The sequence below is a fragment of the Clostridium sartagoforme genome, from assembly GCF_039521405.1.
Classification (GTDB): Bacteria; Bacillota; Clostridia; order Clostridiales; family Clostridiaceae; genus Clostridium; species Clostridium sartagoforme.
In genome coordinates this window covers 225,905-249,642 of the sequence record NZ_BAAACH010000039.1, presented here as the reverse complement: position 1 = coordinate 249,642, position 23,738 = coordinate 225,905, and the positions used below count along the sequence as shown (strand labels likewise).

Here is a 23,738-nt window from a genome sequence, read left to right as displayed (position 1 = left end):
ACTACACCTCCTTATTTCTATGAAATTTTAGAAGAGTTGAAAGAGCTTTTTTTAAATCTTCTCTTTTTATAATATTATCTATAAATCCATTTTCTAATAAAAATTCTGCACTCTGAAAATTTTCAGGTAGTTTTTGTTTTATTGTTCCTTCTATAACTCTTCTTCCCGCAAAACCTACTAATGCATTAGGTTCTGCTAATATAATATCTCCAAGCATTGCAAAACTTGCTGTAACGCCTCCCGTTGTTGGGTCTGTTAAAACCGTTATATAAAGAAGTCCTTCTTTACTATGTTTTGCAAGTGCACTACTTATTTTAGCCATCTGCATCAAGGAAAAAATCCCCTCTTGCATTCTAGCCCCTCCTGAAGCTGTAAAAATTATAATAGGTAATTTTCTTTTTGTAGCTTCTTCTATTGCTAATGTTAGCTTTTCTCCTACTACAGTTCCCATACTTCCCATTAGAAAATTTGAATCCATAACTGCAATAAATGCTTTATTTCCTCCAATTTCACATTCTCCTGTTACTACTGCTTCAGAAGTTCCACTTTTTTCTTCATTAGTTTTTAATTTTTCTTCATAGTCTGGAAAATCCATTGGATTTTTTGATTTCATATATTTATTAAACTCCCTAAAAGTATCTTTATCACAAATATATGATAATCTTTCATAGCTACCTAATCTAAAATAATTATTGCAATTTGAACATATATTAAGGTTTTCTTCCAAAGACTTTTTATATAAAATTTTTCCGCATTTGCTGCATTTTATCCAAGTTCCATCTGGAACTATTGGTATATCTTTTTCTTCTTCCTGAGTTAAATTTATAACTCCATACTGTCTCTTTTTAAAAATCCCCATAATTTTCACCAACTATAATTTATATTCTTTGCTTATAAAACTAGTGTCAAAGTTTCCTAAGCGAAATTTTTCGTTATTTAAAATATCTATTTGAAATTCTATATTGTTGTCAATTCCTTCTATTACAAATTCATCTAATGCTCTAAGCATTTTATTAATAGCTTCTTCTCTATTTTTACCATAGGCAATAAGCTTAGCTATCATAGAATCATATGTTGGAGGTATAGTATATCCTGAATAAACTGCAGTATCTACTCTTATTCCATTTCCTCCTGGTAAATTTAAAAATTCTATTTTTCCAGGTGAAGGTGCAAATCCCTTTTTAGGATTTTCTGCATTTATCCTACATTCAATAGCATGACCTCTTATTTCAACTTCATTTTGAGAAAAACTTAAACTTTCTCCATTAGCAATCTTTATTTGCTCCTTTACAATGTCAATTGAAGTTATCATTTCTGTGATTGGATGTTCAACTTGAATCCTTGTATTCATCTCCATAAAGTAGAAATTATTATATTTATCTACTAAAAATTCTATAGTTCCTGCATTTACATAACTTACTGCTTTTGCTGCATTTATTGCGGCTCTTCCCATTTTAGCTCTTAGATCTCCACTTAAAATAGATGATGGAGCTTCTTCTAATACTTTTTGATTTCTTCTTTGTATAGTACAGTCTCTTTCTCCTAGATGAATAATATTTCCATGCTCATCGCCTAAAATTTGAAATTCTATATGCCTAGGATTTTCTATAAACTTTTCAATATATATTGTATCGTCACCAAAATTTATTTTAGCTTCTGATTTAGCTGTAAAATATGCATTTTCAAGTTCATCTTCTTTATGAACTATTCTAATTCCTTTTCCGCCTCCACCTAAAGCTGCCTTTATCATTACTGGATATCCTATTTCTTTAGCCTCTATATATGCCTCTTCAATACTTTTTACTATTCCATTACTTCCTGGAATTACTGGAACATCTGCATTTTTCATAATTTCTCTTGCTTTTGATTTATGTCCCATAACACTTATTGTATTACTACTTGGTCCTATAAATTTTATATTACATTCTTCACATATAGCTGCAAACTCTGCATTTTCAGATAAAAATCCAAAACCTGGATGAATTGCATTACACTTTGTTATTACTGCTGCACTAATTATGTTACTTTCATTTAAATATGAGTCCTTTGATTTAGGCTTTCCTACACAAATAGCTTCATCTGCAAGCTGAGTATGCATAGCATCTTTATCAGCCTCTGAGTAAATAGCTACTGTTTGTATTCCAAGTTCCTTACAGGCTCTTATTATTCTTACTGCTATTTCTCCTCTGTTAGCTATTAAAACCTTTCTAATCATAAAAACACCTCTTTACTACCCTACCATAAAGGTTAATTCTGCTTCACATACCTTTTTATCATTTACATATGCAATACCTTTACCGATACCAGCTGAGCCTCTTATCTTAGTCAATTCAACTTCTAACCTTAAAGTATCTCCAGGAACAACCTTTTTTCTGAATTTAGCATTGTTTATTCCACCAAAGTATGCAATCTTTCCTTTAAATTCATCCCTCTTTAAAAGTGCAACTGCTCCAGCTTGTGCCATTGCCTCAACTATTAATACTCCAGGCATAACTGGCTCTACTGGAAAATGTCCTTGAAAAAAGTACTCATTCATCGTTACATTTTTTATTGCTACTATTTTATTATCTTCTAGACTTTCAACTCTATCTAATAATAAAAAAGGATATCTATGTGGGATTATCTCCATGATTTCTTTTATATCCAATTATTTCACCTACTTTATTTTAAATAATTCCATTCCAAATTCAACAATTTCTTCATCAGATCTTAAAACTTCTAATATTTCACAATCTTCTTCTGCTGTTATTTCATTCATTATTTTCATTGCCTCTACTATGCAAAGAACTTCTCCTTTTTTAACCTTAGTTCCTACTTCAACATAAGGCTTTCCTCCTGGAGTCCCTGAAGAATAATATGTTCCTACTAAAGGTGACTTAATACTTTTAAAATTTTCAATTTTATTAGAATCCTCTTTAGCTTCTTCTTTTTCTTCTGGTATATTGCTTGCTATTACTTTATTATCTGATGAAATTATTTCTTTAGAATTTTCTTTTAAAGATTCCTTAAAAGCTTCTTTATTTTTGCTAAGCTTTAATTTAATTCCGTCACTTTCTAATTCAAAAATTCTAAGAGAAGATTCATCTATAGATTTTATTAACTCCTTTATTTGTTCATAAGTTAACATTTTATCTTTCCCTCCATTTTTTGAATATAACTGTTCCATTATGTCCACCAAATCCTAATGAATTAGAAAGAGCATATTCTACTTCCTCTTTTTTACCTTCATTAATAACTATATTTAAATCACATTCTTCATCTGGATTTAAATAATTTATGTTGGCTGGAATAAAGTCGTCTCCTAATGCTTTTATACATATTATTGCTTCAATAGCCCCAGCTGCTCCAAGTAAATGTCCTGTCATAGCTTTAGTTGAGCTTACATAAACTTCCTTTGAAAAATCTCCAAAAGCTTTTTTTATGGCTATTGTTTCGACTTTATCGTTTATTTCTGTAGATGTTCCATGTGCATTTATATATGAAATTTCGCTTGGAGATATATTTGCATCTTTTATTGCATCTCTCATTGCTCTATAAGCTCCATCTCCATCAGAACTTGGAGATGTAATATGATAAGCATCACAAGTTGTTCCATAACCAACTACTTCTCCATAAATTTTTGCTCCTCTTGCTAAAGCACTTTCTAAATCTTCTAATAATAATGCACCTGCACCTTCTCCCATTACAAAACCATTTCTGTCTTTATCAAAAGGTATTGATGCTCTATTTCTATCTTCACTTTTACTAAGTGCTGTTAAAGATTGAAATGCTGAAATTCCAAACTCATTTATAGATGCTTCTGATCCACCTACTATCGCACGATCTAAATAACCATCCTTTATGCTTCTATACGCTTCCCCTATACAATGAGTTGAAGTTGCGCAAGCTGTAGTAACACTTAAACAAGTTCCTAAAATTCCAAATTCTATTGCTATACTTCCTGCTGCCATGTTAGATATAGACTGTGGTATAGTTAATGGTCCAACTCTACTAGGTCCTTTTACTTCTAAAGTCCTTATTTGCTTTTCCATTGTTGTAAGTCCACCTATTCCAGAACCAAATATTACACCAAATCTCTCTCTATCTACTTTTTCTAAATCTATATTACTATCTTTTATACACTCCTTAGCTGCAACTAGTGCTAGTTGAGTATATCTATCTAATCTTTTTGCATCTTTTTTACTTATATAATCTTCTGCTTTAAAATCTTTCACTTCTGCGGCTACTTTAACTTTGAATTCTGTTGTATCAAAAAAGGTTATATTATCTATACCATTTTTTCCTTCTTTAACAGAATTCCAAAAGCTTTCAATTGAATTACCTATCGGTGTTATAGCTCCTAATCCTGTGATTACTACTCTTCTTTTCATAAAAATTCACTCCTTTTAAAGCATAACCATTCCGCCATCTACATTTATTACTTGACCTGTAATATAGTCAGATAAATTAGATGATAAGAATAAAGCTAAATTTGCTACTTCCTTAGGGTCTCCTATTTTCTTCATAGGAATTGTTTTTAAAACTTCCTCTTTAACCTTTTCTGGAAGTACACTTGTCATATCTGTATTAATATATCCTGGTGCAATTACATTTACATTTATATTTCTAGCAGCAAGTTCTCTTGCTACAGATTTTGAAAAACCTATAACACCTGCTTTAGATGCAGCATAATTACATTGTCCTGCATTTCCTGTAACACCCACAACTGAGGATATATTTATTATCTTTCCATATCTTTGTTTAACCATTACTGCTGAGACTGCTTTAGTTGTATTGAAAGTTCCTTTTAAATTTATATCTATAACATCATTAAAATCTTTTTCACTCATTCTTATAATTAATCCATCTTTAGTTATTCCTGCATTGTTAACTAAGATATCTATTCTTTCAAAATTATTCTTAACTTCTTTTACAAAGTTACTTACTTCCTCTTCTTTACTTACATCACATTTAACTGCTAATACTTTAACTCCAAAGCTTTTTAATTCTTCTACTAGCTTTTCTATTTCTTCACTATAATTTCTATAATTAATTGCTATATTAGCTCCATTTTGTGCTAATGTTCTTGCTATTTCTCTTCCTATTCCTCTAGTTCCACCTGTTACTATTGCATTTTTATTTTTAATCATTTAAGCTTCTATCCCTTCTAATGTTTTTTGTAAAGATTTCATATCTTCAACATTATAAATTTTAACCTTAACGCCCTTTTCCCTGCTTATTTCTTTAATGAAGCTACTTAATACTCTTCCTGGTCCAAGCTCTATAAAGGTGTCAACTCCCATATTAAGCATCTTTTCTATACTTTCACTCCATCTAACAGAGGATTTTACTTGGCTAAAAAGTAATGATTTTATATCGTCTTTATCGTCTATAATCTCTGCTGTAACATTAGATATAGTTTTTACTTTAGGTTTATTAAATTTTATATTTTGAAGTTCTTCTCTAAGCTTTATTGATGCCTTTTCTAATAAGGAAGTATGAAAAGGTCCTGATACCTTAAGTTCTATAGCTCTTTTTGCTCCAGCTTCTAAGGCTAATTCCATTGCTTTTTTTACAGCTTCTTTTTCTCCACCTACTACAATCTGATTATTTGTATTGTAATTTGCAATTTCTACTATGCCATTTTCCCTAGCTTTTTCTAAAGCAGCTTTTAGTTTTTCTAGTGGTAATCCTATTATTGCTGCCATTGAACCAACTCCCACTGGAACTGCTTCTTGCATGAATCTACCTCTCTTTTTTACTAAAGCTACTGCTTCCTCAAAATTCAAGACTTCTGATGTCACTAAAGCTGAATATTCTCCAAGACTCAGCCCTGCCACCACATCAGCTTTAATTCCTTTTTCTTCAATGGCTTTTTTAGCTGCAATTGAAGTTATTAAAATAGCTGGCTGTGTATTTTCTGTAATATCTAATTCTTCTCTATTTCCATTAAATATTAAATCTTTTATATCAAAACCTAGTATATCATTTGCTTTATCAAAAACCTCTCTACATACTGAGATGTTTTCATATAAATCTTTTCCCATTCCTATATATTGAGATCCTTGACCTGCAAAAATAAATGCTGTTTTCATACTTCCTCCATTTTAAAGGTTTCTAATTATATTTTCATATTCATTAAACATTTCTTCTATAATTTCTTTAGCACTTTGCTTTTTTGAAATCATACCTGCAATTTGCCCAGCCATAAGAGATCCTTGTTCTACATCTCCGTCTTTTACAGCTTTTTTAAGAGCACCTCTTCCAATATCCTCTAATACCTCCATAGAAGCATTTTTACTTTCAAGATTTAAATATTCTCTTGCAAGTTTATTTTTTAAGACTTGAACAGGGTGTCCTGTACTTCTACCTGTTACAACTGTATCGATATCTTTGGATTTTATTACTGCATCTTTATAGTTTTCATGTATTGTACATTCAGTAGCAACTAAAAATCTTGTTCCTATTTGAATGCCACTTGCACCTAGCATAAATGCAGCTGCAACGCCTCTACCATCACCTATTCCTCCTGCTGCTATAACAGGAATATTTACAGCATCCACAACTTGTGGTATCAAAACCATTGTTGTTAACTTTCCTATATGGCCTCCAGCTTCACAGCCTTCTGCAACTACTGCATCTGCTCCAGCTCTTTCCATTCTTTTAGCTAATGCTACTGATGCTACAACTGGTATTACCTTTATTCCTGCCTTTTTCCACTTTTCAATGTACTTACCAGGATTTCCAGCTCCAGTAGTAACGACTTTAACACCTTCTTCGATAACAACATCTGATAACTCATCTGCATTTTCTGAAAGCAACATTATATTAACGCCGAAAGGCTTATCAGTTAGTTCTTTTGCTTTTCTAATTTCTTCCCTTACAACACTTACTGGAGCATTTGCTCCAGCAATTATTCCAAGACCACCTGCGTTTGAAACCGCAGCTGCTAAAGAACTATCTGCAACCCAAGCCATTCCCCCTTGAAAAATAGGGTATTTAATATTTAGCAATTTGCAAATATTGTTGTTCATGAGTTTTCCTCCACTCTATTTTTCTATAGCACTTTCTATATACTTTACTGCATCTCCTACAGTTTTTATAGTTTCAACATTTTCTACTTTTACATCAAATGCATCTTCAAGATCCATTACTACTTGGAATAAATCTAATGAATCTGCTCCTAAATCCTCTATAAAGCTAGTTTCTAACTTTACATCCTCTTCATTAACTCCTAATTGTTCTACTACTATTTCCTTAATTTTTTCAAATACCATTTTAAAATCCTCCTAAAATTTAATTAATGCTCCAGCCCAGGTTAATCCTCCACCAAAAGCTGCTATTATTATTTTATCTCCTCTTTTTATAAGGCCTTTTTCAAAAAGTTCGCTTAATGCTATTGGAATACTTGCTGCTGAAGTATTTCCATATTTATCAACATTAATATAAAACTTATCCTTATCTATATCTAATCTTCTTGCTGCTTCATTAATTATTCTTAAATTAGCTTGATGTGGAACTATATATTTTATATTTTCTATTCTTTCATCTGCTTTTTTTAACAAGTCATTAACTACATCAGGCAAAACTGATACTGCAAATTTAAAAACTTCAGCACCCTTCATTTCTATATATCTTTTTTCACTAATTTTTTCTTTAGCAAAAGGTGTATTTAGCTCTAATTGCCCTGCAACTAAGCTCTTTTCACCAAGACCTCCATCTGATGAGAAACAAGTACTAACTATTCCTTCTTCTTCATTTGAAAGCTCAATTACTGCAGCTCCTGCTCCATCTCCAAATAATATACAAGTACCTCTATCATTCCAATCAACTATTCTTGATAATACTTCTGCTCCAATTACTAATGCCCTTTTCTTATCTGTACCTTTAATCAAGCTAGATGCTACAATTAAAGAATATACAAATCCTGAACATGCAGCTGAAATATCAAAAGCAACTGCTTTATTACATCCTAATAATCCTTGAATGCTACAGGCTGTAGATGGCATTATTTTATCAGGTGAAGTTGTAGCCACAATTATTAAATCAATATCATCACTACCACAATTACTATTTTTCAACGCTGCTACTGCTGCCTTGTAAGCTAATTCTACAGTTCCTTCTCCACTGGATATTCTTCTTTCTTTTATTCCAGTTCTCTTAGTTATCCATTCATCTGTAGTATCTACTATATTTTCTAAATCTTTATTACTTATAATATTCTCTGGACAATAATGACCAAATCCAACTACTTTTACTCCTTTCATTCAACGCCTCTTTCTCAAATTATTTTTGATATGAGTAAAATATCTCATTTATCAAATATTTTTATATTCAAAGTTTTAATATATATTAAGCTACTATTTCGTGATTTAAGCTAGATGCTACTCTCACGCCTACTAAAGATGTTATTAATACTTTAACTATATCTCCTGGGATTGTTAATAAAAATCCATAATAAATAGCAAAGCTTATTGATATATTTGCTCCTAAGTAATATTTATTTATAAAATAGAAATATGGTACTCCTATTAAATAAATTACTATTACTCCTATAATATTAGCTAAAAACACATTTTTAAAACTATTTTTCTTTTTAGAAATTACTTTTCCAATTATATATGATGATAAAATAAGTCCAATTAAATAACCAAATGTAGGTTGAAATATATATTGAGGTCCTCCTCCTCTAGTAAATACAGGGATTCCTATAAGCCCTATGAGTACATATAGCAATTGTGACAAAGCTCCTTTTTTTGCACCCAATATGATAGCACTAATACTACAAAAGAAAAATTGCATTGTAAATGGTACATATGGAACTGGGATTCTAATAAATGCTCCTATCGCTGTCAAAGCTGCAAAAGTTGATATTAGAATTTTATCTTTCACTGTAAGATTCAATTAGTCACCTCCTCTCAAATATTTTGACTATCAAAGTAATATCATCATGATAATACCATTTTTTTAATTTGTCAATATTCGTAATTTATTTTTAATTATTGTATTTTTTAAAAATCTGAACTATACTATTAATAATATTTTGATTATCAAAGTATTATTTTTTATTTAAAGGAGTAAAATTATGAATATTAAACCATTAAAAATTGGTAATTTAATAGCTAAAGTTCCTATAATTCAAGGCGGAATGGGTGTCGGTGTTTCCCTTTCTAATCTTGCAGGTAATGTTGCGAAAAACGGTGCAATTGGAGTTATTTCTGCTGCTCATGCAGGTTATATGGAAGAAGATTTTGAAAGTAATACATTAAAAGCTAATCTTAGAGGATTAGCTAAACATATAAAGAGAGCTAAAGAAATAAGCTCTAATAGAATAATTGGAGTTAATGTAATGGTTGCAATGAACAATTATGTTGAACACGTAAAGGCTGCAATTGAAGCTGGTGCTGATTTAATTATATCTGGTGCTGGACTTCCATTAAATCTACCTGAAATTACAGAGGGAAGTTCTATAAAGATAGCCCCTATAGTTTCATCATCAAAAGCTGCAAAAGTAATACTAAACTATTGGAAAAAACATTTTAACAAAACCGCTAATGCTGTAATTGTTGAAGGTCCACTAGCTGGAGGTCACCTTGGATTTAAAGCTAATAACTTAAATGATGAAATTAAAAATTTCGATAATAATGTTATAAGTATTATTAAAGAAGTTAAAAACTTTGAAAATGAATTTAATACTACTATACCTGTTGTTGTAGCTGGAGGTGTATTTACTCATGATGACATGATTAAATATCTGAATCTTGGAGCTTCTGGAGTACAAGTGGCTACAAGGTTTGTAGCTACTCATGAATGTGATGCTCATATTAATTTTAAAAATGCTTATGTAAATTGTACAAAAGAAGATATTGAATTGACTATAAGTCCCGTAGGAATGCCAGGAAGAGCCATAAGAAATAAATTGACAGAAACATTAAAGAAAGAAAGAATAAAAATAACTAAATGTTATAATTGTTTAATTCCTTGTAATCCAGCCAATACACCATATTGTATAAGCTCAGCTTTAATTAACTCTGTTAAAGGTGATGTTGAAAATGGATTAGTTTTTTGTGGGGGAAATGCTCATAGAATAAATAAAATAGTTTCAGTTAAAGAACTTATAGATGAATTAATGGGAAAAAATATAATTGTTAATGAATAATTGATATAAAATGCGAATATAAAGGCTGCGATAAATAGATATGTTTCATAAGCTAAATAGCTACGAAAAGAAGTACTAGGCTCGGAGAACTGCTATGCCAAGAGTTTTGGTTAAACTCGCTGCGCTCAGACAAACCAACAACACTAAGGCATAGTAGTTCTTCCTTCACCAAGTACTTCTAGTTTCTCGCTATATACTTATTTCACATATTCTATTTACTTTCGCCAACTTATATTAAGAATTTAAATTAATAATAAATTAAGTTATTTGTAAAAATAATTGGTGAGTGACATTAAAATTTAGTTAAGTGTAGCAAACTATAATTGAGCCTGTTCCACGTTACCTTTTACCTGACACCTGTTCCCTGCTCCCTGTTACCTATAAAATCAAAGCAACTGTGCACTGTACCTTGTGAACTGTGAACTGAAAAATGCTTCGCATTTTTTTATAATTATTCTCCTAATTTTAAAATTATCTTTATAAAGAATATCTACTTGTATATAAGCTTCTATTATTTTACAATTATATTGTACTATATTTTAGGAGCTGATTTTTATGGCATACGTGGAGAAAAAGCCTATTACCCGTAGTAAATTAAGATTATTTTTAGGACAAACATATTATAAAATTAAGAAGTATTTTTACTGGTGGTTTTCTAAAAATTCATATTGTAAAAACATTAGCCAAAATCAATTAGATAATATAATTTTTACTCATAGCACACCACTTTTTAGAAAATTAAAGAATGTTGATATGTACTTACAACGTAATAAAGTTGAGAATTTAAAAATTGCTTTGAAAAAACTTGATGGTATTATTATCATGCCCGGGGAATATTTCTCTTATTGGAAACTTATTGGAAAGCCTAATTATAGAAAAGGCTATAAGGATGGGGTAGTTCTTTGTCCTAATGGTGACTTTAAACCTGGAGTTGGTGGTGGTCTATGTCAATTGTCAAATTTGATTTATTGGATGACATTACATACTCCTCTTACTGTAACTGAAAGGTACAGGCATAGTCATGATGTTTTTCCTGATACCAACAGAACCCAACCATTTGGTTCTGGAGCAACTTGCTTTTATAATTATTTAGATTTAGAAATTAAAAATACTACAAATAAACCTTATCAACTTAAATTGTATCTTACAAATGAAAACCTTATAGGTGAATGGCGTTCAACTGAAATGTGTAATTATAGTTATGAAATTTATGAAAAGGAACACTCAATAACTCCTGGGTTTTTTGGTCATTATATTAGAAATAATGTAATATATAGAAAAACTTATAATATTGTTGGTGATGAAATTAATGATGAGTATATCTCAGAAAATCACGCATTTATGATGTATCAACCATATCTGAGTAATTGATAATGGATAATTAATTTAAAAACTCGAAGAGTTTTATATTTAGTGAAAGAATGAAAAAATGAAAGAATTGTGGAATAAACTTCTACGGAGTTTAGTAAAATTTTATTTTCTTAATTTAGCATAGCTAAATTATTTCCTTAATTCTTTCATTTTATATTTAAAATTTTAATTTTAAATTAAATTTTAATTTTTTCATTCTTCCATTTTAGCTATATGATTTTTTTACTGCTTTTAATAAGACTTTTGGATCTTTCTTATATTGAGTTACTGGAATCACCTTTTTATCTTTTACATTCAGTAAAGTATATATTGCCATTCTTGCTGCACGAACTGAATATTCCTCAGTAAACACCATATCTTCAGGAATCTCAACAAATTGACTTATCATGGCAAAGTTAGTTGAACCTTCTGGTACTACTTTAGGTCTATCACTCATTTTACGTGGTTGGAATTGAGCATCTACATATGGCATCATACATGGAATCACATTTATTACGCTATCCATTATTTCTTCTACTTTATCTTCAAAGTGTAAATGGTGTAGAAGTTCTATTAATAATTCTTCTCCGGTACACTCTCTCATTGGTTTCTTTACGTAATCGCCTACTTTATCTGTATATAATCCATATCCCCAGAAAATTGTTGTATCCATTGGTTGGTTTTTAAAATGTGGTTGAGCTGCAACAACTATGCTCATTAACCAATTCGAATCTTTGAATGTCATTAAAGCTCCACTGCCTGGTACATTCCCTGAAAATTGTTCTATTAACTTTAATAGCTTATCTCCTTTACAAGTTACGGTAAAGCTTTCCCAATTTGTTTCATCTGGATGATTGAAGAATGGTTCTGGATTTCCAAGTCCCATTTTCTTTTTAGCAACTTTTGTCCATAATTCTCCTGAAATTGGCTTGTTAGGATTATATTCTGGGGCATTCTTTAAATCTCCTAATGTTGCACTGTCTGTCATGCAAGCATTAGTCATTATACATATATCCCCATCATTTAATTCAATTATTTTTTCACCTTCTTCATTTTCTATATGAATAGCTGTAACTGTTATTCCTTCTCCCGCTTTAAAATCTAAATCAGTTACTGTTGCATTTATACTAAAATCAACATTAAATTTATCTAAATATGCTTTTAAAGGCATTATAACTGACTCATATTGATTATATCTAGTACGAGTCACCCCTTCTAGTGTTTCAATACGTGAAAATTCAAATATCATACGTTCCATATATCTTTTAAATTCAAATAAACTAGACCATTTTTGGAAAGCAAAAGTTGTTTGCCACATATACCAGAAATTTGTTGTAAAGAAATGTGGTGTATCCTTAAACCAATCTTCTATTGTGAGATCATCTAATTTTTCTTCTGGAGTGATCATTAATTTCCCAAGTGCCATACGGTCTGCATTGTTAAATCCCATTCCTTTTACATCTTGTATAACACCGTATCTATCAATTAAACGAGCTTGTGCATGTGTTGGGTGTAAATGATCAAAGTTTAATATTTCCTCTGTAACACTCATTCCAGGCATTTCTAGTGATGGTACACTTCTTAATAATTCCCAGAAGTTTTCGTATGTTTCTTCATTTAGCATTCTTCCTCCACGACATACAAATCCATTATCAGGATCTCCCGCTCCATCATTACTTCCGCCTAAAATATTCATACCTTCTATAATGTGAATATTTTCACCTTTAAAATTACAATCTCTAACCAAGTATGCTGCCCCAGCTAAAGATGCTAAACCTCCTCCAACAAAATAAACCTGTCTTTCCTTATTATCAAAATTTTCTGTAAAGGTCTCAAATGATGATTTTTTTTCTCCATCATTTTTTAACTTTTTAGCAGCTATTGCAGCAACTGCTGCAGCTCCGGCAATAGCACCTACAGCTAATAAAGGATTTATCTTAGTATTTTTTGTTTTTTTACTCATAAAGCTATACCTCAACTTTCCTTAATGTTTTCTCTTTCTGATTAATATTATAGTTTATCCAAATTATAATGTATTTAGACAATATTTATTATTTGTCTAAATTTCTTTATTTCTTATAATTTGTTCATATTATAACTACTCTATTCATATTTATAAAATCTAAAACTTTAAAGAAAGTTTTTCTAATACAAAAAAATATACAGTATCAAAACTTGATGCTGTATATTTTTAAATCTATTTCTGCTTATTTATTGAATCTAAATATTGTACTGCACTAAGAGCTGCAATATTCCCTTCTCCTGCAGATTTTATATATTGATATGGCCTACCAACGCAATCTCCAGCTGCAAAGCATCCTGATAAATTAGTTTTCATAAGTCTATCAACTGCAATGTGGTTTTCTTCTATCTTTAATCCTGGAACTAGTTGTCCTGGGGATATTGAATCTTTTAATACAAAGACTGCATCTGTTAATATTTCAGAGTCTTTTAAAATTAATTTATTTACTTTGTTTTCACCTATAATTTCTTTAGGCTTATCTTCTATTAATTTTATATTATCTCTTAAATTATATTGGTCTTTGTACATAGGAATATAATATATCTCACCTGCTAATTCTGAAACATAATTTGCTTCCGCTTCTGCTTCTTTATTATACCCTATTATAGTAACAGTTTTTCCTTTATATAAAGGGGCATCACAGGTTGCACAATATCCAACTCCCCTACCTAAATACTTTTCCTCGCCTTCAATAGGTTTTGTGTATTCTATTCCTGTTGCTAAAATAATAGACTTTGCTTCAAAAGTTTTATCATTTGCCATTAAAACAAAATATTCTCCCATTGCATATATATTATTTATTCTTTCTTCCGTTATTGCAATATCCATAGCTTTTATATGCTCTTGAAATCTTTCCTTAATGCCTTCTCCTGTTAAGCCATAAAACCCTAAATAATTATTTACTTTAGGTGCTTTAGCAAGTTTATTGCTCAAATTATTGTTTCCAAAAATGATAAATTTCTTATTTCTTATTTTTGCATTTAATGCTGCTGATAATCCAGCTGGACCACTACCTACTATTGCAATATCATATCTTTCGCTCAATTTTCTACCTCTTCTTATTATAGATGTTTAATGATAGCATCCTTTAAAGAATCCTTTGGCATAAAACCAACTAAGGTATCTACAGGTGTACCATTTTTAAATATCATTAAAGTTGGAATACTTAATATTTGATATTTATTTGCTAAATTTGCATTTTCATCTACATCTATCTTTACAAATCTTGCATTAGTTATTTCTGTTGAAACTTCTTCTATTATAGGAGCAATCATTTTACAAGGATTACACCAAGTTGCCCAAAAATCTACTAATACAACTCCTTCATAATTTAATACTACTTCATTAAAATCTGTTTCTGATACGTGTTGAACCATATAAATCCGCCTCCCGATATACCCCCTAAGGGTATGATTATATTTTAATTTTATACAATTATTTTATTATAGTCAATACTTTATAAAAGATTATATAATTTATTTTCTCCAACTTATAGATTTATATTATTTATTTTTTTAAATGTAAAAATTGAGATTCATATAGTTCTTTATATAAACCTTGCTCTTTAAGCAACTCTTCATGACTTCCTTTTTCTTCGATTCCTTTATCTGTTAAAACTAAAATTTCATCCGCATTTTTTATTGTAGATAGTCTATGGGCAACAACTATAGTTGTTCTGCCTTTACAAAGTTCCTCTAAGGATTTTTGTATCATATATTCAGTTGTATTATCTAAAGCTGATGTTGCCTCATCTAAAATCAATATAGGTGGGTTTTTTAAGAATACTCTCGCTATTGATATTCTTTGTTTTTGTCCCCCTGAAAGCTTCACCCCCCTTTCCCCTATATAAGTATCATATCCTTCTGGTAATGTCATTATAAATTTATGTATATTTGCTCTTTTAGCAGCTTTTACTACTTCTTCATCACTTGCATTATGCTTACCATATAATATATTATCTTTTATTGTTCCTGTAAATAAGAATACATCTTGTTGTACTATACCTATATTTTTTCTTAAAGATTCTAATTTTGTATCATATATACTTATATCATCAATATAAATATTTCCTTCTGTAGCATCATAGAATCTAGGAATTAAATTACAAAATGTAGTTTTACCTCCACCTGAAGGCCCTACTAATGCTAGCATTTTCCCTTGTTCTATATCTAGATCTATTCCTTCTAAGATATTTTTTTCATCATAACTAAAATGAACATTATCAAACTTTATATGCCCTTTTACATCTTTCAATTCTAGATTTCCATCATTCTCAATTTCTTCATCTATAATAGATATAAATCTTTTAAACCCAGTCATTCCATTTTGATATTGCTCCATAAAGTTAACTAATTTTTTAATTGGTTGAGTAAATAACTTTATATATAAAAGATATGCAAAGAAGTCTCCCAAATTTATAATATCTAAGTATGTGAATACTCCTCCAGCAATTAAAACTACATAATCTAAAATATCTATTCCAAAGCCAACGCCTGCAAAATATTCAGCCATAACTTTATATGCTCTAGATCTAGCATTTTTAAACTTATTATTTCCATGTTCAAACTTATCTATTTCATGTTCATGAGAAACAAAAGCTTTAGTTATTCTTATACCTGAAAGTGAGTTTTCTAAATTAGAGTTTACTGCGGATGTTTCAACCCTAGTTTCCATAAAAGCACTCATCATTCTATTTTTTTGCTTTAATGTAAATAAAACTATAAATGGAATAAATGCAAATATAATAAGTGTTAGTGGAATATTTATTGTACTTAACACTACGAATGAGCCAATTAACATAACAAGAGAAATAAATAAATCTTCTGGCCCATGGTGAGCAAGTTCTGATACTTCCATAAGATCATTTATCATTCTACTCATTAAATCTCCTGTTTTATTGTTATCAAAATAACTATTAGGTAACTTTTGCAAACGCAAGAACATATCTTTTCTCATATCTCCCTGCATATGTACTCCCATAACATGTCCATAGTATTGCATAAAGTATCCACACCCTGCTTTTACTACATATATTATTAATAAAGTAATCCCAAATACAACTAGCATTCTAAGATTTTTATTGGGAATACTATCATTTACTAATGTTCTTGTCATCATAGGATAAACAAGGTCACATGCTGCTGCTATAAATGCAGCAGCCATATCTAAGAAAAATAATTTTTTATATGGCTTATAATAACTAATAAATCTCTTTACCATAAATAACCTCCTATTATTACTACATTAATTTTTATTATTCTTTAATAATAGCCCTATTGATAATTATTTTCAAGAAGTCTTTGATATTTTGAAATATTTTATTGAATTTTATCTATATATATCTACTATTAATCCTTGAATTTCATCAATTGATGAAGCTATATTTAAGTTTTCTCCTTCTCCATTTAAAAGAGATTTAGTTAAATCTTCAAGTTTTTTATCTATTGTATCTATTGTTATAAAATATTGAGTTTGCCAAAAACTAATATCCTTTTTTGTATCATACATAAATTTTAAAATTGATTCTAAATATTCCTTTATTAGCTTTTTATAAGCTATTACATCTCCATATGTTTTTGTAATTACTAATCTATTTCCCTTTTTATGAATATTTTCAATCATTTCCTTCAATTGCTCTTCTGATTTTCTTTCTCTAGCTTGATTAAAGCTTTGGGAAAAGTCTCTTTTTTCTGAAATCACTTTTGTATCTTGCTTCACAGGAGCTTTTCTATTAATTCTTCCTATTTCCATACTACTCACCCTTTCTCTAAAGATTATTATATCATTATTTAGAAAATATTTTCTCACTTTTTTTCCCATGTATTAATATTATTAAAAGTAATCATGATATACTTATATAGAGATTTTATTTTACAATTTTTAGAAGTGGGAGGAATTTTTATGTGGTTTAATGAAAGTTCAGAAGAAATAGTAAAGACTTTATCTTCTGATATTATTAATGGTCTTTCTTCAGAAGAAGTAAAGATAAGATTAGAAAAGGATGGCTTAAATAAACTTCAAGGAAAAAAGAAAAAATCTTTTTTACAACTTTTTATTTCGCAAATTAACGATATTATGATTTATATTTTATTAGTTGCAGCCATAATTTCTGCTATCGTTGGCGAAATAAGTGATGCAATAATAATTCTTTTTGTAATATTTATTAATGCAATAATAGGAGTTATTCAAGAATCTAAAGCTGAAAAAGCCTTAGAAGCTTTAAAAAATATGTCCACCCCTAAAGCTCTTGTTAAAAGAGATGGTCAAATTATTGAAGTTTCATCAGAGGAAGTTGTTGTTGGAGATATTGTTGTAATTGATGCTGGAAGATATATTCCGGCTGATTTAAGATTAATTGAAACTGCTAATTTAAAAATTGAAGAATCAGCATTTACAGGTGAATCTGTACCTTCTGAAAAAAATTCTGATATTATAGCTGAAGAAAATAATGTCCCTATTGGTGATCAGCACAATATGGCTTTTATGTCTACTCTAGCCACCTACGGTAGAGGTCTCGGCATTGTAATAGCTACAGGAATGAATACTCAAATAGGCAAAATAGCTAAAATGTTAGATGCTGAAGAAGAAAATATAACTCCTCTTCAAAAAAAGTTAGCTCAACTTGGTAAAATTTTAGGCTTTATGGCAGTAGGAATATCTATAATTATGTTTATAGTTTCTATGTTTCAAGGAAGAGATTTCCTTGAAATGTTCATGACTTCTATAAGCTTAGCTGTTGCTGCTATTCCTGAAGGCCTGCCTGCAATAGTTGCTATTGTACTTGCTCTTGGCGTCCAAAGAATGATAAAAGAAAATGCAATTATTAGAAAACTGCCTTCTGTTGAAACATTAGGTTCTGTTAATATAATCTGCTCTGATAAAACTGGTACATTAACAATAAATAAAATGACAGTAAAAAAATATTATGTTAATGGAGAAATTAATACATTAGATGAAATTAATCTTAATAATGATGAAAGTAAGATTTTAGTTCATGGTATGATTTTATGTAACGATGCTACTTCTAAAAGCGGAGTACAAACTGGTGATCCTACAGAAGTTGCTTTAATTGATGTAGGAAATAAATTAAATATATTCAAGGAAGATTTAAACACTTCTCATGAGAGAGTAAATGAAATTCCTTTTGATTCTGATAGAAAGCTTATGACAACAGTAAATAGTTATAATAATGCTTTTACCGTTTTTACTAAGGGTGCTATAGATAGTATTTTAAAAATATCTAATAAAATATTGGTTAATGGAGAAATTAAAGAATTTAATAATGAAGAAAAAAATAAAATTCTTTCAGCTTCAAATATAATGTCTGATGATGCTTTAAGAGTTTTGGCTTTAGGTTATAAAAATATAGAAAATGAACATGTTGCTATAGATGAATTGGAAGAAAATCTAATCTTTGTAGGCTTTATGGGTATGATAGATCCTCCTAGAGAAGAAGTAAAAGGCTCTATTCAAGTTAGTAAGAATGCTGGTATTAGAACTATAATGATAACAGGCGATCATAAAAATACAGCTGTTGCTATTGCCAAAGAACTTGGTATAGCTAATGATATATCTGAAGCTATGTCTGGAAGTGAAATAGATAGTTATTCAGATGAGGAATTTACCAAAATAGTTAATAATTATAGAGTTTTCGCTCGTGTATCTCCTGAGCATAAAGTTAAAATTGTAAAAGCCTTTAAATCTCATGGAAATATAGTTTCTATGACAGGTGATGGTGTTAACGACGCCCCATCTTTAAAAGCAGCAGATATAGGTGTTGCAATGGGAATTACAGGAACTGATGTTGCAAAGGGTGCTGCTGATATGGTTTTAACAGATGATAACTTTACTACAATTGTCAAAGCCGTTGAAGAAGGAAGAAATATATTTAATAATATAAAAAAATCTATTCTATTCTTATTAAGCTGTAACTTAGGAGAAGTTGTTGCTTTATTTGTTGCAATATTATTAAATTGGGCTTCACCTTTATTACCTATACACATTCTTTGGGTAAATCTAATTACAGATAGTTTCCCTGCTCTTTCTTTGGGTGTTGATCCTGGAGATAAAAGTGTTATGGATGTTCCTCCAAGAAATCCAAAGGAAAGCTTATTTGCAGGTAAAATGGGGAAACTATTAATAATAAATGGTATCCTAATAGGTATAACAACTTTATTTGCTTTTGTACTTGGAGAATACTTATATCCAGAATCATTAAGACACGCTCAAACAATGGCATTTGTAGTTCTTAGTGTTTCACAATTATTTTATTCTCTTGCTATGAGAAATGAAACTAAATCCTTATTCCAAGTTGGAATACTAAAAAACAAATGGTTAATTGCATCAGTGTTATTTGGAATACTATTACAATTCATTATAATAACAATACCATTCACTGCAGAAATCTTTAAAGTCTATTCACTAGAATTTAAAGATTGGGTAATAGTTATCTTAATTTCATTAATTCCATTTGTTGTTAACGAAATAATTAAAGTATTCTTTAGAATGAATGAAAGAAAAAAATAAAAATTTATTACTAAATTTAAAATTGCAATATAAAGGCGAAGATAAATAGATATACTCCATAAGCTAAATAGCTGCGCAAAGAAGTACTAAGCTCGGAAAAACCACTATGCCAAGAGTTTTGGTTAAACTCACTACGCTCAAACAAACCAACAACACTAAGGCATAGTAGTTCTTCCTTCACCAAGTACTTCTAATTGCTCACTATATACTTATTTCACATATTCTATTTATCTTCGCCAACTTATATTAAGAACTTAAAATAATATTGAATCAAATTTAATTATTATTCATATCTATATTAATTTTATTATCATCAAGGAATTGTCTTAAAACCTTTATCAATTTATTATAATCAGTACAGTTAAAGTACATAAAACTATCTCCACCATGATGAAAATATATTAACTTAATCTTGTCTTTATGATTTACTAATTTAACCTTATTAACTTTATTCCATCTACAAGAATCACCTTTAATTCCTGATAACCCTTGATTTGTAATACCCTTTCTAGAAAATGCTCCTAGTAAAAATAGTATTGAATACATTATTCCAGATATTAGTTCATTTGTATTGGTATAATAAAAAAAGTTAACTATTAAAATAAAAACCGATGCCGACAACATAATTACGCGATATACCTTATTAATTGAAGCTTTAATCAAATAAAACTTCTGTCCAATTAATGTAATAAAAATTAATGCAGAAACTAAGATTATATCAAAATTATCATGAATCTTCATAACAAAATACCTCTTTTATAAATTCTACAATTCTTATTATATATACTTATTTTCCCATCATCAATCATAAGTTAAATATTAATAAAAGAAAAAACCGTTCCTAAGATTTTTTACTTAAGCACAGTTTTAATTTACAAATATTTAATTCCATAACTCAACTCGCCTGAGTTATTTCCTCAATTCTTCATTCTTCATTTTTAACTATTAATTTAAAATATGTTTCCTTCTTCCAAAATTCCATCCTTCATTGAATATATCTTGTCAGCCACTTTTTCTGCAAAACTCATATCATGTGTTATTATAAGCATACTCATTCCATCCTTTGCAAGGCTTCTTATTAAAGTTGCGACTTCTCCTGTTAATCCAGGATCTAAGGCTGAAGTTGGTTCATCAAAACACATAAGCTTTGGATTTAATGCTAAGGCTCTCCCTATTGCAACTCTTTGTTTTTGCCCTCCAGATAACTCATATGGATAGTTATTTATTTTATCACTTAATCCTAGAAATCCTAGAATCTCTTTAGCATTTTTCTTTGCATTTTCTTCGCTTTGTTTTAAAACCCTTTTAGGAGCTTCTATTAAGTTTTCTAAAACACTCATATGTGGGAATAAGTTGAAGTTTTGAAATACTAAGCCTATTTCTCTTCTTGCTTCATTAAATTCTTCTTTCCCTTTATAAACCCCATTTTCACATAAAAACTTATTATCTATTTCCATGCTTCCTGCATCACAAAACTCTAATCCATTTACACATCTTAATAAAGTTGTTTTACCACCACCAGAAGGACCAACTATTACTGCTATTTCTCCACTTTTTATTTCTAAATCTATTCCTTTTAAAACTTCAAGCTTTCCAAAGTTTTTCTTTAACCCTTGAATCTTTAGCATAACTTTTCCTCCTATTCATAGTAATTAAACTTCTTTTCAATAAATTCTAAAACTTTTGTTATTATTCCATTAAATATTAAATAAACTACTGCTACAACTACAAAAGGCATTATAGATGAAAGCCTGTTTGAAGCTATTTTAGCTATCTTTAAAAGTTCATCTAATCCTACCACATAAATTAAAGCTGTATCTTTGACTAAAGTAACAACTTCACTTGCTACTGGTGGAAATATTTTCTTTAATGCTTGTGGCATTATAATTCTAAAAAATGTGTCTTTTTTACTTAAGCCTAATACTTCTGCACCTTCAAATTGACCTTTATCTATAGATAATATTCCCGCCCTAAATATTTCTGCAAAATATGCTCCGTAGTTTAAAACCATAGCTAATATTGCTGCTGGAAATCTAGGAATACTTATATTTAATAAAGGTAACCCAAAAAATATAAATAATATTTGTAAAAGTAAAGGTGTTCCCCTTAATATTAATACGTAAGCACCTGTTATTGATTTTAAAATACTTATTTTAGAAATCCTTCCTAGTGCAATAATAACTCCTAATGGAATAGAGAAAATAAGAGTAATTGCAAATATTTCTATTGTTACTTTTAATCCCTCTAAAGCCTGTGGAATAAAAGTTATTATTTCGTTCATTAATTCCAAAGTAAACACTTCTTTCTTAGTCATTTTATAATTTTATTTAGCTATTATATTATCTCCAAACCACTTTTTAGAGATTTCTCCTGCTTTTCCTTCTTGAACTAATTCATCAAAAGCTTTATTAAATGCTTCTACTAATTCTTTATCATCTTTTCTCATACCAACAGCATAAGCTTCTTTTCCAAAATCATCTTTTAACACTTTATACTTATCAGCACCTCTTTGATTTATATAATATTTAGCTAATATTTCATCAGCAACAACTGCATCTAATCTACCGGCTTCTAAATCCATTAAAGCTTCATTATTAGTTTCAAATGTAACTATTTTGCTATCCTTAAAAGTATCTACTATATTTCCATCAGCTTCAATTGCATCAACAGCACTTGATTGATTTTGTGCGCCTACTCTTGCTCCATTCAAATCTTCTTTTGAATTAATTTTTGAATCTGATAATGTTATTATAACTTGTCTATTATTTAAATATTCTTTTGAAAACTCAACTTTTTCTTTTCTTTCGTCTGTTACGCTATATCCATTCCATATAAAATCTATATTACCGTTATTAAGTTCAGTTTCTTTCATACTCCAATCTATTGGCTGAAATACTATTTTCTTTCCTAATTTTTTTTCCATTTCTTTAGCAAGATCTATATCAAACCCTGTATATTCTCCATTTTCATCTTTAAATCCCATTGGCACAAATGTATCATCAAATCCTAATACTAGTTCATCCTTATCCATAGAATTCACTGTTTTTTTTTCTGTACAAGATATCATTGCAAAAGATACTAATATTAATAAATACCCCACTAATAATTTTTTCATCATTTTCATATATAAAATCCCCCTTTTTATGCTTTACATTATTTATATTTCTTTCTTTATTTAATACTTTATCATAGTAAAGTATTAAAGTCAAATAAAAAATACGACATTTTAAATATCGTATTTTTTATTTTTATATAAATTACTTAAATACTATCAATTTCAAAGATAATTTATGAAAATGTATAATATTTATTATAACTTTCATAATTGTTTTTTTAAAATATATATCATATATGATGTTATAGGAATTATAGCTATCCAATAAAAGGTTCCTATTTGTAACTCTTGTAATTTAATTAAATGTCTGTATAGTATTATACTTGAATAAATGAAATCTATAAATATAGTTAATATAACAGAATCTTCAACTTTAATATAATAATTAATTACTGATAATAGACATAAAACTAAAAGCATAATTAAATTTTCATATTTAAAATTAGTTCTAATAATGTTTGAAGAAATAGCTAAAAAGAAATTATATATAATAAATACTATTATATTTATATTTTTTCTATACATTAATATCTAGCTCCTTTTTATCATCAGTATTATTATCACTTTAAAAATCTCTATTCCTAATA

The 23,738-nt window shown here is 29.2% G+C and carries 24 protein-coding genes; 3 read left to right on the top strand and 21 right to left on the bottom strand.

The features are described 5' to 3' along the window. Position 1 precedes the first annotated feature (1 nt). The 11 genes from accD to ABDZ60_RS18415 all read right to left on the bottom strand — a co-directional run bounded on the left by accD (position 2) and on the right by ABDZ60_RS18415 (position 8,883). Positions 2-859, bottom strand: coding sequence for an acetyl-CoA carboxylase, carboxyltransferase subunit beta (accD, locus tag ABDZ60_RS18465; protein ID WP_016207073.1), 858 nt, complete (start codon positions 857-859; stop codon positions 2-4). A gap of 12 nt (positions 860-871) precedes the next feature. After that, positions 872-2,215, bottom strand: coding sequence for an acetyl-CoA carboxylase biotin carboxylase subunit (locus tag ABDZ60_RS18460; protein ID WP_016207074.1), 1,344 nt, complete (start codon positions 2,213-2,215; stop codon positions 872-874). Positions 2,216-2,230: 15 nt separating this feature from the next. Beyond that, complete coding sequence (gene fabZ / locus ABDZ60_RS18455) at positions 2,231-2,647, bottom strand: 3-hydroxyacyl-ACP dehydratase FabZ (protein ID WP_016207075.1); 417 nt, start codon at positions 2,645-2,647, stop codon at positions 2,231-2,233. A 9-nt stretch (positions 2,648-2,656) separates the two neighbouring features. Further along, positions 2,657-3,166: an acetyl-CoA carboxylase biotin carboxyl carrier protein gene (accB, locus tag ABDZ60_RS18450; protein ID WP_016207076.1), complete on the bottom strand. Its 510-nt coding sequence runs from the start codon at positions 3,164-3,166 to the stop codon at positions 2,657-2,659. Beyond that, complete coding sequence (gene fabF / locus ABDZ60_RS18445) at positions 3,129-4,370, bottom strand: beta-ketoacyl-ACP synthase II (RefSeq protein ID WP_016207077.1); 1,242 nt, start codon at positions 4,368-4,370, stop codon at positions 3,129-3,131. The genes accB and fabF overlap by 38 nt, the downstream gene beginning before the upstream one ends. Positions 4,371-4,385: 15 nt before the next feature. Then, on the bottom strand, positions 4,386-5,129 hold the full coding sequence (gene fabG, locus ABDZ60_RS18440; RefSeq protein ID WP_016207078.1) for a 3-oxoacyl-[acyl-carrier-protein] reductase: 744 nt from the start codon (positions 5,127-5,129) through the stop codon (positions 4,386-4,388). Next, positions 5,130-6,074 (bottom strand): ACP S-malonyltransferase, encoded by a 945-nt coding sequence (fabD, locus tag ABDZ60_RS18435; protein ID WP_016207079.1) that lies wholly within the window; start codon positions 6,072-6,074, stop codon positions 5,130-5,132. A 12-nt stretch (positions 6,075-6,086) separates the two neighbouring features. Next, positions 6,087-7,013: an enoyl-[acyl-carrier-protein] reductase FabK gene (gene fabK / locus ABDZ60_RS18430; RefSeq protein WP_016207080.1), complete on the bottom strand. Its 927-nt coding sequence runs from the start codon at positions 7,011-7,013 to the stop codon at positions 6,087-6,089. Positions 7,014-7,028: 15 nt separating this feature from the next. Further along, a complete protein-coding gene (acpP, locus tag ABDZ60_RS18425; protein WP_016207081.1) occupies positions 7,029-7,256 on the bottom strand; it encodes an acyl carrier protein in 228 nt (75 codons plus the stop codon). A 12-nt stretch (positions 7,257-7,268) separates the two neighbouring features. Continuing rightward, positions 7,269-8,246, bottom strand: a complete 978-nt coding sequence (locus ABDZ60_RS18420) for a beta-ketoacyl-ACP synthase III (protein ID WP_016207082.1) — start codon at positions 8,244-8,246, stop codon at positions 7,269-7,271. A gap of 85 nt (positions 8,247-8,331) precedes the next feature. After that, a complete protein-coding gene (locus tag ABDZ60_RS18415) occupies positions 8,332-8,883 on the bottom strand; it encodes a biotin transporter BioY (protein ID WP_343780197.1) in 552 nt (183 codons plus the stop codon). 181 nt (positions 8,884-9,064) lie between these two features. Here ABDZ60_RS18415 and ABDZ60_RS18410 point away from each other — a divergent pair, with 181 nt between their 5' ends. Both ABDZ60_RS18410 and ABDZ60_RS18405 read left to right on the top strand, forming a co-directional pair. Beyond that, the gene (locus tag ABDZ60_RS18410) at positions 9,065-10,138 is read left to right on the top strand and encodes an NAD(P)H-dependent flavin oxidoreductase (RefSeq protein WP_343780196.1); all 1,074 of its coding nucleotides are present in this window, start codon (positions 9,065-9,067) and stop codon (positions 10,136-10,138) included. Between the two features lie 555 nt (positions 10,139-10,693). Next, positions 10,694-11,509 (top strand): VanW family protein, encoded by an 816-nt coding sequence (locus ABDZ60_RS18405; RefSeq protein WP_343780195.1) that lies wholly within the window; start codon positions 10,694-10,696, stop codon positions 11,507-11,509. 205 nt (positions 11,510-11,714) lie between these two features. On the opposite strand, the gene ABDZ60_RS18400 is transcribed toward ABDZ60_RS18405, so the two are convergent. The 5 genes from ABDZ60_RS18400 to ABDZ60_RS18380 form a co-directional block, all read right to left on the bottom strand. Beyond that, positions 11,715-13,451 (bottom strand): oleate hydratase, encoded by a 1,737-nt coding sequence (locus tag ABDZ60_RS18400; RefSeq protein ID WP_343780193.1) that lies wholly within the window; start codon positions 13,449-13,451, stop codon positions 11,715-11,717. 234 nt (positions 13,452-13,685) lie between these two features. Further along, on the bottom strand, positions 13,686-14,555 hold the full coding sequence (locus tag ABDZ60_RS18395) for an NAD(P)/FAD-dependent oxidoreductase (protein ID WP_343780191.1): 870 nt from the start codon (positions 14,553-14,555) through the stop codon (positions 13,686-13,688). Between the two features lie 17 nt (positions 14,556-14,572). After that, the gene (gene trxA / locus ABDZ60_RS18390; RefSeq protein WP_016207088.1) at positions 14,573-14,887 is read right to left on the bottom strand and encodes a thioredoxin; all 315 of its coding nucleotides are present in this window, start codon (positions 14,885-14,887) and stop codon (positions 14,573-14,575) included. 130 nt (positions 14,888-15,017) lie between these two features. After that, entirely contained in the window at positions 15,018-16,730 is a 1,713-nt protein-coding gene (locus tag ABDZ60_RS18385; protein ID WP_343780189.1) for an ABC transporter ATP-binding protein, read from the bottom strand. A gap of 108 nt (positions 16,731-16,838) precedes the next feature. Further along, positions 16,839-17,261, bottom strand: coding sequence for a YaaR family protein (locus ABDZ60_RS18380; RefSeq protein WP_343780187.1), 423 nt, complete (start codon positions 17,259-17,261; stop codon positions 16,839-16,841). A gap of 150 nt (positions 17,262-17,411) precedes the next feature. Here ABDZ60_RS18380 and ABDZ60_RS18375 point away from each other — a divergent pair, with 150 nt between their 5' ends. Continuing rightward, positions 17,412-20,036: a calcium-translocating P-type ATPase, PMCA-type gene (locus ABDZ60_RS18375; protein WP_343780185.1), complete on the top strand. Its 2,625-nt coding sequence runs from the start codon at positions 17,412-17,414 to the stop codon at positions 20,034-20,036. A gap of 276 nt (positions 20,037-20,312) precedes the next feature. On the opposite strand, the gene ABDZ60_RS18370 is transcribed toward ABDZ60_RS18375, so the two are convergent. From ABDZ60_RS18370 to ABDZ60_RS18350, 5 genes are all read right to left on the bottom strand, one after another. Then, complete coding sequence (locus ABDZ60_RS18370) at positions 20,313-20,777, bottom strand: hypothetical protein (RefSeq protein ID WP_343780182.1); 465 nt, start codon at positions 20,775-20,777, stop codon at positions 20,313-20,315. A gap of 209 nt (positions 20,778-20,986) precedes the next feature. After that, positions 20,987-21,664, bottom strand: coding sequence for an amino acid ABC transporter ATP-binding protein (locus ABDZ60_RS18365; RefSeq protein ID WP_016207093.1), 678 nt, complete (start codon positions 21,662-21,664; stop codon positions 20,987-20,989). An 11-nt stretch (positions 21,665-21,675) separates the two neighbouring features. Continuing rightward, entirely contained in the window at positions 21,676-22,317 is a 642-nt protein-coding gene (locus tag ABDZ60_RS18360) for an amino acid ABC transporter permease (protein WP_016207094.1), read from the bottom strand. Positions 22,318-22,359: 42 nt separating this feature from the next. After that, entirely contained in the window at positions 22,360-23,160 is an 801-nt protein-coding gene (locus ABDZ60_RS18355) for an amino acid ABC transporter substrate-binding protein (RefSeq protein WP_047000448.1), read from the bottom strand. A 195-nt stretch (positions 23,161-23,355) separates the two neighbouring features. Next, entirely contained in the window at positions 23,356-23,676 is a 321-nt protein-coding gene (locus ABDZ60_RS18350; protein WP_343780179.1) for a hypothetical protein, read from the bottom strand. Positions 23,677-23,738 lie beyond the last annotated feature (62 nt).

Excerpts from the sequence above, each read along its gene's own strand:
- ABDZ60_RS18385 (WP_343780189.1), bottom strand. The coding sequence starts at position 16,730 with ATGGTAAAGAGATTTATTAGTTATTATAAGCCATATAAAAAATTATTT.
- ABDZ60_RS18410 (WP_343780196.1), top strand. The coding sequence starts at position 9,065 with ATGAATATTAAACCATTAAAAATTGGTAATTTAATAGCTAAAGTTCCT.
- accB (WP_016207076.1), bottom strand. The coding sequence starts at position 3,166 with ATGGAACAGTTATATTCAAAAAATGGAGGGAAAGATAAAATGTTAACT.
- ABDZ60_RS18460 (WP_016207074.1), bottom strand. The coding sequence starts at position 2,215 with ATGATTAGAAAGGTTTTAATAGCTAACAGAGGAGAAATAGCAGTAAGA.
- ABDZ60_RS18350 (WP_343780179.1), bottom strand. The coding sequence starts at position 23,676 with ATGTATAGAAAAAATATAAATATAATAGTATTTATTATATATAATTTC.
- ABDZ60_RS18375 (WP_343780185.1), top strand. The coding sequence starts at position 17,412 with ATGTGGTTTAATGAAAGTTCAGAAGAAATAGTAAAGACTTTATCTTCT.
- ABDZ60_RS18355 (WP_047000448.1), bottom strand. The coding sequence starts at position 23,160 with ATGAAAATGATGAAAAAATTATTAGTGGGGTATTTATTAATATTAGTA.
- ABDZ60_RS18370 (WP_343780182.1), bottom strand. The coding sequence starts at position 20,777 with ATGAAGATTCATGATAATTTTGATATAATCTTAGTTTCTGCATTAATT.
- ABDZ60_RS18400 (WP_343780193.1), bottom strand. The coding sequence starts at position 13,451 with ATGAGTAAAAAAACAAAAAATACTAAGATAAATCCTTTATTAGCTGTA.
- ABDZ60_RS18365 (WP_016207093.1), bottom strand. The coding sequence starts at position 21,664 with ATGCTAAAGATTCAAGGGTTAAAGAAAAACTTTGGAAAGCTTGAAGTT.
- fabD (WP_016207079.1), bottom strand. The coding sequence starts at position 6,074 with ATGAAAACAGCATTTATTTTTGCAGGTCAAGGATCTCAATATATAGGA.
- fabG (WP_016207078.1), bottom strand. The coding sequence starts at position 5,129 with ATGATTAAAAATAAAAATGCAATAGTAACAGGTGGAACTAGAGGAATA.
- trxA (WP_016207088.1), bottom strand. The coding sequence starts at position 14,887 with ATGGTTCAACACGTATCAGAAACAGATTTTAATGAAGTAGTATTAAAT.
- fabK (WP_016207080.1), bottom strand. The coding sequence starts at position 7,013 with ATGAACAACAATATTTGCAAATTGCTAAATATTAAATACCCTATTTTT.
- ABDZ60_RS18380 (WP_343780187.1), bottom strand. The coding sequence starts at position 17,261 with ATGGAAATAGGAAGAATTAATAGAAAAGCTCCTGTGAAGCAAGATACA.
- ABDZ60_RS18420 (WP_016207082.1), bottom strand. The coding sequence starts at position 8,246 with ATGAAAGGAGTAAAAGTAGTTGGATTTGGTCATTATTGTCCAGAGAAT.
- ABDZ60_RS18405 (WP_343780195.1), top strand. The coding sequence starts at position 10,694 with ATGGCATACGTGGAGAAAAAGCCTATTACCCGTAGTAAATTAAGATTA.
- acpP (WP_016207081.1), bottom strand. The coding sequence starts at position 7,256 with ATGGTATTTGAAAAAATTAAGGAAATAGTAGTAGAACAATTAGGAGTT.
- accD (WP_016207073.1), bottom strand. The coding sequence starts at position 859 with ATGGGGATTTTTAAAAAGAGACAGTATGGAGTTATAAATTTAACTCAG.
- fabF (WP_016207077.1), bottom strand. The coding sequence starts at position 4,370 with ATGAAAAGAAGAGTAGTAATCACAGGATTAGGAGCTATAACACCGATA.
- ABDZ60_RS18360 (WP_016207094.1), bottom strand. The coding sequence starts at position 22,317 with ATGAACGAAATAATAACTTTTATTCCACAGGCTTTAGAGGGATTAAAA.